Genomic DNA, 12331 nt, shown 5'->3' with positions numbered 1-12331 from the left:
GAGTGCCCGTGGCGATCCAAGCCCTGTGCGACGCGTCAGCGCCCGTCGGTATCCAGCCCCTTGAGGAACTCGATCACGTCGCTGCGTTGGCGGCCGGCGAGGTAGAACGGGTGCGGGGCGGTGGCGCCGCGCTTGCTGTCGAGCAGGTCGTCGAGGCTGTTGACCGAGTCGTCGTGCAGGAATACCGGTTTGCGTTCCAGGTCGAGCAGCAACGGCATCGCGTTGCCGCGCACTTCGCCGCGCACGCTGGCATTGACCACGGCCATCTTGTCGTCGAAGGTCGAGTCGGCCGTGTTGAGCACTGGATTGAGCGGCGGCATGCGGGGCGCGAGGGTTACTGGCGCGTCGCCGGGGAAGATCCGCGCCATCGGCAGCACGAACGACGGCACCCGCCGGCTTTGATCGACATTGTGGCAACCGGTGCACCCGGCACTGCTGAACGTCTCGCGTCCGCGCGCCGCCTTGCCGGCATCCACCTGTGCGCCCTGCGGTGCCGCCAGGCTGACCAGATAGGCATTGAGATCGAGCAGCTTGGTGTTGTCGACGCGCACGCCGAGGAAGGCGTCTTCGCTGCCGGGCTTGGGATGCTTGCTGGCCTTGACGTAGGGATAGCCCTTGACGTTGGTGGCCTTGAGGATCTTGACGTAGTCGTCGGCGATCTCGTCGCCGGCCGCGCCGCCGAGCGTGTGCAGCAGCGCGCGCCCGCCCTTGGTGGTCAGCATGGTCTGGTCGAACAACGAGGTGTAGACCAGATTGCTGAAATTATCGAGCTTGACGATCATGCCTTCGCTGCCATACGGCGCGGCCAGATCCTGTCGGAACAACGGCGTGTTGTGCATCGTGTCGCCGTTGCCGTCGAAGGTGTCGTCAAAGCTGCCCACCGGGTAGAACTGCTTGTTGGACAGGTAGGCGTCAACGTCCGCCTCGGTGGAGGTCTCGGTCAGGCCGGTGGGCGCACGGCCGAGGGTCTTGCCTTTGTTGGCCGTGAGGCTGAGCTGCAACACCGGATACAGCGCGCGCGAATTGGCCGCGACGGCGAAGATCGCACCCATGTCGAGTTTGTGGTTGGCCAAGCCATCGCGGCGGCGGCCGATCGAGCCCCCGGCGGGATGTGTGAACGCCGCGCCGTCAGTGACCGTGTGGCACAGCGCGCAACTGGCGCCGACCTTGTCGCCCTTGCCGGCATCCATGCGGCCGTCGCGGTTGCTGTCCTTGATCGGCATGCCGATCACGGCATTGGCGTTGACCAGCGCGACGGTGGTCTTGGGGTCGTTGAGCAACGCGGACGTTCGTCCGCTGGGGTCGGCACGCAACTGCTCCATCAGCATGGTCTGGGTGGCCGCATCGATCGCATCCAGGTCGATCTGCACGCCCAGCGCCAGGACCTGCATCGGGGTAACACCGGCGGCAACCATGCCCGCGGGCAGCCGCACCGCGTCGGTCCAGAAGCCTTCGTTGCCGAAGGTCTCGTTGCGGAACACGTCGCGACCGGTCGATGCATCGCCATCGACGCGGGGGGATTCGGGCCCCTGATTGGCAGGGCCGTCGGAGGCCATGCCCGGTCGGCTCTCCCCCATGCGGCTGGCGCAACCGGCGGCGAGCAGCAAGGCCACGCATGTGGCGAGGACGGTTCGGCTTCCTGGCAAGGCGATCGGTCGCATCTCGAATTCCTTCTCGTTGTCGTGGATGAGGCGAAGGTCGGAGAACGAGGCAACGCTAGACCCGTCCGGCGTGATCCACACGTGAAAAAAACCCGCTCGACGGGGCTTCCCGGTCGATTCGTATGCTTACCGCGACGCCGCGTAGAAAAATGGCAGCGAGGGCTCCAACGGATCCCCTGGCACCCCGGACGATCACCGGGTGGCGCGGCGTGCGGGACTGGCGGCAGCGGAAAAGGAATCGGCGCGCCCGCAATCCGTTAAAGAGCCCAGAAAAACGGCCCGGGGATTAGCCCGGGCCAAGGAGACATCAAAGGTTCTTGCTGTTTCAGTCCTCAGCGGCCTGGTACTGCGCCTGGTAGCGGCTGGCGGCGACGGCGTAGGCGGCGCGGGTCACGGTCTTGCTCGGGTCGAAGTACGCGTGCAGGGTCGGCTGCAGGTCGTACGGGCCCTGGGTGACCGCGAAGCGGGCGTTGATCAAGCCGCGGTCGAGCGCCAGTTGCACGTAACCGCGCAAGCTCGCCGGAATCGCGGCGGCATCGTCGATCGGCACGCGCTTGCCGTCATGGAACGCGGTCAACGGGCCGTTGAACGCGCGGGCTTCGTTCTGCAGGGCCATGCTCTGCACCAGCGAGTACGCCAGGCTGACGCGGGTGACGCTGTCGTTCGGCCGGAACGCGCCGTTGAGCAGGCCCATCACGCCGTCCTGGGACTGGCTCAGGTCGCGCAGTGCGCCGCCGCGGGCGATCGCCGACTCGGCGTAGGCGTACGCCGCGCTGCCGGTGCCCAGATCGGTGAAGCTGGCGCGGCCGTTGAGCGGCAGCGACTGGCGCACGCTGGTGCCCATCAGCAGGTACTGCGCCAGCTCGCTGCGCTTGAGCACGGCGTCCGGGCGGAACTGGCGGTCGGAGTAGCCGTCGACCAGGCGGTTGGCGACCGCGAATTCGATCGCCGCACGCGCCGGGTGACTGGCGACATCGTTCATGCCGGTGTAGCCGCCGCTGTTGAGGAAGCTGACCTCGCCGGTGACCGTACCCGGCGCGCCGTAGCCATTGGTGGCGTTGGCTGGGTCGACGTCATTGCCGGAAAGCGAACCGATGCCGCGCACGGAGATCTTCCACACGCCCGGCTTGGCCGGGGCGCCGGTGCTGATCGTCTCGCCCAGCACCGGGGTCGAGATCGCCGAGCCGTACTTGACGCCGTCCGGATCGGTCAGCACCAGGGCCAGGGTGTTGTCGCCAATGGTGGCGCGGGCGCTGACGAAAGCCACTTCCGGGCCGACATTGAACGAACGCTCCTCGACCGTGCCGACCGGCGTGAAGAACACCGAGAACGGCACCGGCGGCGCGCCGGCGGCGAGCGCGGCGTTGGCGTGGAACTCGCGCAGCGAATTGACGGTGGCGCCGTGGTCGGTGCGCAGGCCGGCGGCCTCGGCGACGGCGGCGTAGGCGTTGAGGTGGCCAGCGCCGGCTTCCCAGTAGATGCGGCCGGTCATGTTGGTGGCGGTGCGTTCGATGATGTCCTTGACCTGGCCCGCGGTCAGGTGCGGGTTGGCTTCCAGCATCAGCGCGACCACGCCAGCCACGTGCGGAGTGGCCATCGAGGTGCCGCTCATGTGGGAATAGAAGGGCAGGTGCGCGGGGGCGAGGTTTGCCGCGTCCTGTTCGGCAGCGAGCGGCCCCAGTGCGCCGGTGGGCGCGCGGGTCGAGATGATGTCGACGCCGGTGGCGACGATGGTCGGCTCATTGATGTAGGTCCACTGGCGGCCGTCGGGCATGGTGAAGCTGCCGGTCTCGCCGCGCTTGCCGCGCGAGGAGAAACCGGTGAGCACGCCGTCCTTCTCGCTGGCGCCGACCGAGATCACCCACGGCGCCTGCGCGTACGGGTTGTGGGTGTCTTCGCCGGGGCCGTCGTTGCCGGCGGCGAACACGCTGACGATGCCGCGCTTGTACAGCTCGTAGGTGGCGATGTTGACCGGGTTCATCGGCTCGAACTTGCCCGAGCTGCCCCAGGAGTTGCTGGTCACGCGGATCGCGCTGTCGAAGCTGAACTGGTTGGTGGCGGCGTAGTCGAGGCCGCCGACCGCATCGAGGATGAACAGCACAGCGCCCGAGCCGTAGCCGACCAGATCCGCGCCCGGCGCGGCGCCGCGGTATAGGCCGTTGGAACGCTCGCCGCTGCCGCCGACGGAGCCGGCGCAATGGGTGCCGTGGCCGGAGCCTAGGTCGGTGTTGAGCTGGTTTTCCAGATAGGTGATCGGGACGATGCCCGGCGCGTCTTCCGCGGCGATCTCGGCCAGGATGTTCTGCGCGCCCAGCACGTTCTGCACCACGTGCTCGCCGAATTTCAGGTCCTCGTGAGTGGCATCGATGCCCGAGTCGTTGACCATCACGGTCACGCCGGCACCGCTGAACGGGATCGCGCGACCGAAATCGGACGGGTTTTGCACCGCGCGCGCGGCGCCGGACATCTCGCGCTGTTCCTTGTTGAAGTAGCGCAGCGGGGCATTGAAGTAGATCGAGGCGACATCGTCGCGCAGAGCGAGCGCGCGGATCTCGGCCGGGGTGGCGAGCGCGCCGGCGATCGGCAGCGTGTGCATCACCCGCCCCTTCTCGATGCCGAGCGACTTCAGCACGGCGATCTGCGCGGCGCTGACCGGGACGGATTGCTCGTAGCTGATCACGACCTGCAGTTCTTCGGTCGCGCTGGCCGCGGCCATCTTCGACAGCAGCTGCGGATCGAGCTGGGCGTCGGCGAGGGCGACGCCACTGGCGAGCAGGCCGGCGGCGAGGGCACTGATGCGGATGGTGCGGCGACGGCTGGTGCTGGGGGCGGCTGACAACATGGGAAGTCTCCGAAAGCGCCCCGGGGTGGACGCACACCCGCAGTGTTCGCCCGCCCCGTACGACAACCCATCCGGAGTTGCCTTCAGCTCGCTTGGGTGGAAACCCCCACCGCGCGCATTCAGTGACGCGGCCTTCACGGCAACGCGCCCGCTACGATCTTCGCAACCAGCAATTTCGATGAAGGGAATCCGGCCGTCCCCGGCCGGTGCATCCGCAAGTTCAACCGATGCTTGGAAGGAACTCTCAGTAACCGATCGCGACGCCAGTGGCTTCGTATGCGTCGACATGCCCGCTGCCGACCTCATAGCGCTGCCGCCCGGCCATCGGGTTGGCCGTTGCGGCGAGGATCTCGCGCACTTCCAGCGGGCTCAGCCCAGGGTTGGCCTCGAACAGCAGCGCGGCGATGCCGGCCACGTGCGGGGTCGCCATCGAGGTGCCGCTCATGTGGGTGTAGTACGCGGCGCGGGCGCCGAGCGCGGCGTCGGCCGGCGTCGCCAGCACCGGCAGCGCGCCGGTCACGGCACGCGTCGAAACGATGTCGACGCCGGTCGCGACCAGGGTCGGCTCGTTGCTGTAGCTCCAGTGCGCGCCGTCGGCCATGGTGAAGCTGCCGCTCTCGCCGCGCTTGCCGCGCGAGGAGAAATCGGCAAGCGTGCCGTCCTTCTCGCCGGCACCCACCGAGATTACCCACGGCGCCTGCGCGTACGGGTTGTGGGTGTCCTCGGCGGAGCCGTCGTTGCCGGCGGCGAACACGCTGACGATGCCGTTCTTGTAGGCGGCGTAGCTGGCGATGTTGACCGGGTCGGTATGGTCGAACGCACCCGAGCTGCCCCACGAGTTGGAGATCACCTTGATCGGGGCGCTGAAGCTGTTCTTCTGGCTGATCGCGTAATCGAAACCACCGACCGCGTCGAGGATCGAGATCACCGCGCCGGAGCCGTAGCCGATCAGGGGCGAACCGGTCGCCACGCCACGGTGCAGGCCCGCCGACTGCACGCCGCTGCCGCCGACCGTGCCGGCGCAATGGGTGCCGTGGCCGGAGCTGATGTCGGTATTGAGCTGGTTTTCCAGCACCGTCACCGGCGCGAAGCCCACCACCGAGTGCAGGTTGGTCAGCGCCTGCACGTTCTGCTCCACGCGCACGCCGTACCGCAGGTCGGCGTGGGTGGCGTCGATGCCGGAGTCGTTGATCATCACCGCCGCGCCGCGGCCGGTGAACGGCGTGCTGCGGCCGAAGTCGCCCGGGTTGGCCTGCACGCGGTTGACGCCGGACAGTTCGCGCGCCTCCTGGTTGTAGTACTCGAGGTTGCGGTTGAGGTGGATCGAATGCACCTCACCGCGGCCCGCCAGCGCGCGGACCTGGGTCGGGGTCGCGAGCGCGCCGGCGATCGGCAGGTTGCGCATGCTGATGCCCTTGCTGATCCCCAGCGATTTCAGCAGTTGCACCTGCTCGGCGCGGATCGGCCCGACCTGGTTGTAGGTGACGACGATCTCCAACCGGTCGGACGCCGCCGCCGAGGCCAGCGCACCGTCGAGCGCGGGGCCGATGCGGGCCTCGGCCAAGGTCAAACCGCTGGCCAGCAGGCCCAGGGTCAAGGCGGACAGTTTCAGGACGTTGCGGCGGGTGCGTTGCATGGTCGGCTCTCCCGAGACCGCCGGACGGCGGCGTAGGGCTGCAACTTGAACCGCCCTTCCCCGCCCGCCCATAGGTATGAACGCCCAGCCAGCGTGGGGGAAACCCCTTACATACTCTGCACACCGCCGGTAGTAGGGTGCAGTGCCTGCCGCGGGATCCGGACAGGCGTGCGCCTCCGCCCCGGGGGCTCGCTGCGGACGGAGCGCCAACCACCCGGGGATGTCTTTCGGAGAGCGTGCATGATCAGGTTTGCCTTGGCCTCGAAGCTGCTGCTTGCTGGCCTGTTGTCGGTCGCCAGTGGGTGGGCCGCCGCGCAATCACTGCCCGTCATGGTCACCACCGCCGGCGATGACGCCAGCATCGTGATCGGCAACCCACTCACCCCGCTCGCCGACGTGACCCTGTCTTTCGAGGACGCCAGCGGCCTGAGCGCCGCCAGTTTGGGTGTCAGCGCCGAGCAGGTCAGCCTGACTGACCCGACCCTGCTGGCGCGCTTGCCGGACTTGAACCTGACCGCGATTAACAGCGCGCTGCCGCTGCTGATCACGATCGAGCCGCCGGTCAGCGGCGGCCTCGCGTTCCGCGACACCGGCCGCATCGAAGTGCACACCCACGCGCTGGCCTACACGCTGGGCAGCTCGTTCCGTCTGCTGAAGGCGCCGCTGGGTGGCAAGTTCCGCGACGTCACCGACGAGGTCGCCCAGGGCAGCGTCCGCGCCCGCGGTACCTACGGTGGCTTCTCGCAGTTCCTGATCGTCGCCGACCTGCGCCCGACCGGCAGCGTCATCGACGAGAAGCTGGCCTACCTGCGCGGTCGCATCGCCGCCCTGCCCTTCAGCGAGCGCCAGCCGTTCACCGCCAAGCTCGATGCCGCCGAGGCTGCGGTCGACCAGGGCGCGTTTGCCAGCGCGCTGGCCGAGATCGACGCGTTCCGTGCCCGTGCCCAGGCCCGGGCCGGCAGCCACCTCGCCAACGAATGGCGCGCGACCCGCAATGTCGACAACCAGTCGGGCGAACTGGAAGCCGGCGCGGCGACCCTGCGTTTCAGCGTCGCCTACCTGCGCGATTTTGGGCAGTGATCCTCGGGCAGTAACGCCTGCCCGCTGACGCAACGGCGCTGGTCGAGCGACCGGCGCCGTGGTCCGTGGCTGCTGCGACCGGCCGCCGGATGTTTAAGATGGCTGCATGCCGGCCCGCCTGATCGCCTACCCACCCGATGCCGCGGCGCTGACCCGATGGCTTGAGCCGGGCGAGCGCCTGCGCATCGGCCGTTCCCCGGACTGCGACCTGGTCCTCGACCACCCGTCGGTGTCGCGCGCGCACGCCGAGCTGTACTACCGCAGCGGCGACCGCGACGGCGACTCCGAGCAACCAGGCTGGCACCTGCGCGACCTGGGCAGCAAGAACGGCTGCTACGCCGACGGCATCGCGATCGACGACCACCGCCTGCCCGACAACGCCTGGCTGCGGCTGGGCGACGCCTACTGCGAGTTCGCGCAATTCGACGCCGCCAAGGCCGGCGAGATCCGTGGCCGCCAGCAGGAACGGCGCGCGCTGTCGGCGGCGATGACCCGGCAGATGACCGCGCAGGACAACGTCGGCTCGCTGCTCGACGACGTGCTGCGCGGCGTGGTCGAACTGGCCGACTGTGACCGCGGCTTCCTGTTGCTCGCACAGGGCGACGACTTCGCGGTGGGCGCCAGCCTGGTACTGGACCCCGACGCGCTCGACACGCGCGCGTTCTCCGGCAGCGTCGGCGCGGTGCAACGCGCGCTCGCCACCGGCACGCCGGTGGTCGTCAACCGTATCGCCGACGAAGCCTGGCTGGCCGGGCGCGCCTCGGTGATCGGCAGCGGCCTGCAATGCCTGGTGTGCCTGCCATTGCTCGAGCGCACCCAGGTGGTCGGCGCGGTCTATGCCGATCGGCGCGGCGGACCTGCGGCGGAGTTCCGCGAGCCGATCACCCAGTTCGACCTCGACCTGCTCGGCGCGTTTGCCGAGAGCGCCACCCTGTGGCTGCTGGCGCGCCGCGCGATGCAGGCACTCGATGCCGCGCCGCGCTGGGCCACCATCGTGCAGAAGCAGTCGCTCGCCACCAGCGCGGCGCCGCCGGCCAGCGAGCCCACGCCGTGAGCGAGCCGACTGCCCCCACCGCCACCGGCCTCCACGCGCAGCCGCAGCTCGCGCCCGGCACGGTGCTGGCCGGGCGTTTCCGCATCGACGCGATGCTCGGCGTCGGCGGCATGGGCGTGGTGTACCGCGCGACGGACCTGGCGCTGGAAGTGCCAGTCGCATTGAAACTGCTGCGCCCCGAGCTGGCCACGCGCGCCGACGCGTTCGAGCGCTTCCGCCAGGAACTGCTGATGGCGCGGCAGGTGTCGAGCCCGCGCGTGGTGCGCATCCACGACCTCGCCCAGCACCAAGGCCAGTGGCTGATCAGCATGGACCTGGTCGACGGCGAAGGCCTCGACCGGCGAATCGACCGCGACGGCGCGATGCCCGCCGACGCGGCGGTGCGCATCGCCCGGCAGCTGGCCGAGGGATTGGCGGCCGCGCACGCGCGCGGGGTGATCCACCGCGACCTCAAGCCGGCCAACGTGCTGATCGACCGCAACGGCGATGCCTACATCAGCGACTTCGGGGTGGCGCGCTCGCTGGCCAGCAACGGCCTGACCCAGTCCGGCGCGATCGTCGGCACGCCCGACTACCTGTCGCCGGAGCAGGCGCGAGGCGACGCCGTCGACGGCCGCAGCGACCTGTACGCGCTCGGCCTGATCCTCTACGAGATGCTGACCGGCGCCATGCCGTTCCAGGGCGGCACGCTCGGCGAGATCCTCGCCCAGCGCATGCTGCGCACGCCGCCGCCGGTCACCCAGCAACGTCCGCAGACACCGGCGTGGCTGGCGCGGCTGGTCGACCGCCTGCTGCGCACGCAACCGGGGCATCGCCTGCAGAGCGCCGACGAAGTGATCCGCGCGATCGACCGGCGCGAAGTGCCGCGCGATTTCCGCCCCAGTCCGCGCCTGTGGCTGGGCATTGCCGCGGCCCTGGTCGTGGCCGCTATCGGCGTGGGCGTGTGGCAGTGGCAACGCAGTGCGGTGCCCGCTGGCATCGCCGCGGTCGCGCCGCTGCATCGGCTGCTGGTGCTGCCGATCGAGGCCGGCGACGGGATCAGCGCGGCGCGCGGCGCGGCGTTGTCGGCGCTGCTGCACGAAAGCCTGGCCGGGGTGACGGGCCTGGCGGTGGTCGACGCCGAACGCACCCAGCAGGCATTGCGCCAGCTCGACCCGACCGGCGCGGCGAAGATCGACACCGCCACCCTGCAACGCATCGTCGGCGCCGACCGCGTGCTGCAGGTGAGCACACGGCAGGTCGCGGGGCGCTGGCAGGCGAACGCGCGCCTGCTCGGCACGCGCGCAAACGCGACGGCGCAAAGCACGGGCAGCGATGCGGCCGCCGCGCTCTCAGGACTGCTCGCACAGCCGGAGCTGGCGAACGCGCTGGGCCTGGGCACGCAGCGGCTTACGCTCAAGGTGCCCGCGAATGCGCAGGCGCTCGACGACTACGGCAACGGCCTGCTCGCCCGTCAACGCAACGCGCCCGCCGACGCGTTGCCGCCGTTGCGCAAGGCGACCGTGGCCGCGCCGCAGTTCGCGTCGGCGTGGCTGGCGTTGGCCGACGCGGCCCAAGCGATCGGCGAGCAGGACCTCGCTTACGACGCTGTAGAACGTGGCGCGCGGGCCGCAACGCGGGCGCCGGAGTCCATGCGCCGCCGCTTCAGTGCCGAACGCGCGCTGCTCGACGGCGACGCGCCGGCGGCCGCGGCCGAATGGCGCGCATTGCTCGCCGCGACCCCGGACGATACCTACGCCGAGCTCCAACTCGCCCGCGCGCTCGGCGGCGGTGGTGATTTCGCGGCCGCGATCGCCGGCCTGCAGAAACTCGCCGCGCGCGACCCGAACGACCCGCGCGCCTGGTTCGAACTGGGCAAGGCCTCGATCCTGCAGGGCCAGGCGCGGCGCGCGGTCGACGACTACCTGGTGCGCGCGCTGGTGCTCTACAAGCGCAGCGGCAACCGTTACGGCGAAGCCGAGACCGTCAACGCGCTCGGCATCGGCTACGGCCGCCTCGGCCAGGCCGATGACGCCGAAGAGCAGTACCGCAAGGCGGTCGAACTGCGTCGCGCGGTCGGCAACCGCCGCGGCCTGGCGACCAGCCTGCGCAACCTGGGCAGCGTGTTGAGCCAGCGCGGCAAGCTCGCCGAGGCCGCCACCTACCTCAACCAGGCGCGCGCCCTGCACGGCGAACTCGACGACCGCGGCGGCCTGGCCGCGGTCGAGAACGAACTCGGCCTGCTCGCCGAGGAGCGCGGCGACTACCCGGCAGCGCTGGCCGCGTTCCGGCGCTCGCTGCAGGCGCGCCAGCAGATCGGCGACAAGCTCGGCACCGCGCAAGCGCTCAATGACATCGGCTTCGCCCACTACCAGCTCGGCGCCTACGACGACGCGCAGGCCTACTTGGTGCAGTCGGCCAACGCCTACGCCGAACTGGGCGACGACACCGGCCGCATCCGCACCCAGCAGAACCTCGGCCTGCTCGCGATCGCGCGCGGGCAGTGGAACGAAGCGCGCAAGCAGCTCGACCGCTCGCTCGCGGTGGCCGAGCAGCAGCAGATGCACGAGGAAGCCGCGGTCAGCCGTCGCAACCTGGCCGAGCTGGAGTTGCTGCAGGGCCACCTCGACACCGCGATCGAACAGGCCTCCAAGGCCGAGGCGCTGTTCGGGCAGCGCGAGGACGCGCGCGGGCAGGCCGACGCCGGCCTGCTGCGCGTGCAGGCGCTGCTGGCCGCGCACGCCGATGCCGCGGCGCGCACGGCGCTCGATGCGCTGGCGGCGCCGATCGCCCAGGCCTCGGCCGAACAGCGCGGCATCGCCGCGTTGCTGCGCGCGCAGCTTGCGCGCCGCGGCGGCGACCGCGCGGCGCAGGCGACCGCGTTGGCCGAGGCGCGCCGCCAGGCGCAGGCATCGGGGGTGAGGCTGCTGCAGTTGCAGGTCGCGTTGCAGGCCACGGGAAGCGGCGGCACCGATCCGGCGCTGGACGCCGCCAGTGCCGCGCTCGGTCATGCCGGCCTGCGGCTGCAGTGGACCCAGGCCGCGATGCAGCACGCCCTCGAAACGCGCGATGCCGGCACGGCCGTGCGCCTCTACCGCGATGCATTGCCACTGCTGCGGCGCGGCGACACCCTCGGCGCGGCGGAGCTGCACGGCCTCGGCGCGCGCGCACTGACCGCGCAGGGCGACAGCGTGGCCGCCATGCGCGCCAGCGACAGCGCGAGCGCCGCCATGGCCGTACTGCGCACGCGCATGCCGGAAAACCTGCGCACCGGCTTCGACGCCGCGGCGCAGATCGCGCAGCAATCGCCTCCAAAATCCGGCCCGGCGCGATGAGCGAGATCACCGCGCTGCGCCAGCAGTACCAGGACCTGCTCGACCGCCTGCAACGCAACGAGCGCGAGTTCCGCCGGCTCGGGCGCGCGGTCTGGCGCGTGCAGGAGGACGAACGCCGGCGCCTGGCGCGCGACCTCCACGATGGCATCGGCCAGAATCTCACCGCGCTCAAGCACCGGCTGGCGCAACTGGGAGACGGCCTGCCGGCGCAGACCGCGCTGCGCGCGCAGCTCGAGACTGCAATCGCGCTATGCAGCGACACGCTCGAGGACACCCGCAACCTGTCGCGGCTGCTGCGTCCGCCGATCCTCGACGACCTCGGGCTGGAAGCAGCGTTGCGCTGGCTGGCGCGCAGCCAGGGCGAATCGGGCGGGATGGAGGTCGCGCTCGAGATCGAGCCGTTGCCGATGCTCGACGGGGACCTGCAGACGCTGCTGTTCCGCGTCGCCCAGGAAGCGCTCAACAACGCCGCCAAGCACGCCGGTGCAGGCCACGTGCTACTGCGGCTGGTCGCGCGCGGCGGCAACCTGCAGTTGCAGGTGGTCGACGATGGCCGCGGCTGCGACCCCGAGGCCGCGCTGCGCTCCGGCGGCAGCGGCCTGGGTGGCATGCGCGAGCGGTTGCGGCTGTACGACGGCCGACTCGAACTGCATTCCGCGCCCGGCGAAGGCACGCGCCTGCGCGCCGTGGTGCCGTTCGCCACGCGCGGCGACACGCCCTACCCGTCTTGACGGCTGCCGCCCC

At 70.5% G+C, this 12331-nt stretch carries 7 protein-coding genes; 4 read left to right on the top strand and 3 right to left on the bottom strand.

Going from position 1 to position 12331, the window contains the following annotated elements:
* Nucleotides 1–35: 35 nt before the first annotated feature.
* The 3 genes from ACFQZQ_RS09390 to ACFQZQ_RS09380 form a co-directional block, all read right to left on the bottom strand.
* On the bottom strand, nucleotides 36–1556 hold the full coding sequence (locus tag ACFQZQ_RS09390) for a hypothetical protein (RefSeq protein ID WP_386812485.1): 1521 nt from the start codon (nucleotides 1554–1556) through the stop codon (nucleotides 36–38).
* Between the two features lie 430 nt (nucleotides 1557–1986).
* On the bottom strand, nucleotides 1987–4503 hold the full coding sequence (locus ACFQZQ_RS09385; RefSeq protein WP_386812484.1) for a S8 family serine peptidase: 2517 nt from the start codon (nucleotides 4501–4503) through the stop codon (nucleotides 1987–1989).
* 244 nt (nucleotides 4504–4747) lie between these two features.
* Nucleotides 4748–6139 (bottom strand): S8 family peptidase, encoded by a 1392-nt coding sequence (locus ACFQZQ_RS09380; protein ID WP_386812483.1) that lies wholly within the window; start codon nucleotides 6137–6139, stop codon nucleotides 4748–4750.
* A gap of 240 nt (nucleotides 6140–6379) precedes the next feature.
* On the opposite strand from ACFQZQ_RS09380, the gene ACFQZQ_RS09375 reads away from it, so the two are divergent.
* The 4 genes from ACFQZQ_RS09375 to ACFQZQ_RS09360 all read left to right on the top strand — a co-directional run bounded on the left by ACFQZQ_RS09375 (nucleotide 6380) and on the right by ACFQZQ_RS09360 (nucleotide 12318).
* Entirely contained in the window at nucleotides 6380–7219 is an 840-nt protein-coding gene (locus tag ACFQZQ_RS09375) for a DUF6689 family protein (protein ID WP_386812482.1), read from the top strand.
* A 106-nt stretch (nucleotides 7220–7325) separates the two neighbouring features.
* Complete coding sequence (locus ACFQZQ_RS09370; protein ID WP_386812481.1) at nucleotides 7326–8273, top strand: FHA domain-containing protein; 948 nt, start codon at nucleotides 7326–7328, stop codon at nucleotides 8271–8273.
* Nucleotides 8270–11587: a protein kinase domain-containing protein gene (locus ACFQZQ_RS09365; protein WP_386812480.1), complete on the top strand. Its 3318-nt coding sequence runs from the start codon at nucleotides 8270–8272 to the stop codon at nucleotides 11585–11587. Before ACFQZQ_RS09370 ends, ACFQZQ_RS09365 begins: the two co-directional genes overlap by 4 nt.
* Complete coding sequence (locus tag ACFQZQ_RS09360) at nucleotides 11584–12318, top strand: sensor histidine kinase (RefSeq protein WP_386812479.1); 735 nt, start codon at nucleotides 11584–11586, stop codon at nucleotides 12316–12318. Before ACFQZQ_RS09365 ends, ACFQZQ_RS09360 begins: the two co-directional genes overlap by 4 nt.
* The last annotated feature ends 13 nt before the right edge of the window (nucleotides 12319–12331 follow it).

The organism is Lysobacter koreensis (assembly GCF_042677045.1).
In the GTDB taxonomy this organism is placed as follows: domain Bacteria; phylum Pseudomonadota; class Gammaproteobacteria; order Xanthomonadales; family Xanthomonadaceae; genus Lysobacter_K; species Lysobacter_K koreensis.
The sequence above is the reverse complement of the archived record's forward strand: the minus strand, read 5'-3'. Positions and strand labels throughout refer to the sequence as shown.

Bases quoted from the DNA above. Each gene is read 5' to 3' on its own strand.
- ACFQZQ_RS09390 (WP_386812485.1), bottom strand. From the start codon at position 1,556: ATGGCCTCCGACGGCCCTGCCAATCAGGGGCCCGAATCCCCCCGCGTC.
- ACFQZQ_RS09385 (WP_386812484.1), bottom strand. From the start codon at position 4,503: ATGTTGTCAGCCGCCCCCAGCACCAGCCGTCGCCGCACCATCCGCATC.
- ACFQZQ_RS09380 (WP_386812483.1), bottom strand. From the start codon at position 6,139: ATGCAACGCACCCGCCGCAACGTCCTGAAACTGTCCGCCTTGACCCTG.
- ACFQZQ_RS09375 (WP_386812482.1), top strand. From the start codon at position 6,380: ATGATCAGGTTTGCCTTGGCCTCGAAGCTGCTGCTTGCTGGCCTGTTG.
- ACFQZQ_RS09370 (WP_386812481.1), top strand. From the start codon at position 7,326: ATGCCGGCCCGCCTGATCGCCTACCCACCCGATGCCGCGGCGCTGACC.
- ACFQZQ_RS09360 (WP_386812479.1), top strand. From the start codon at position 11,584: ATGAGCGAGATCACCGCGCTGCGCCAGCAGTACCAGGACCTGCTCGAC.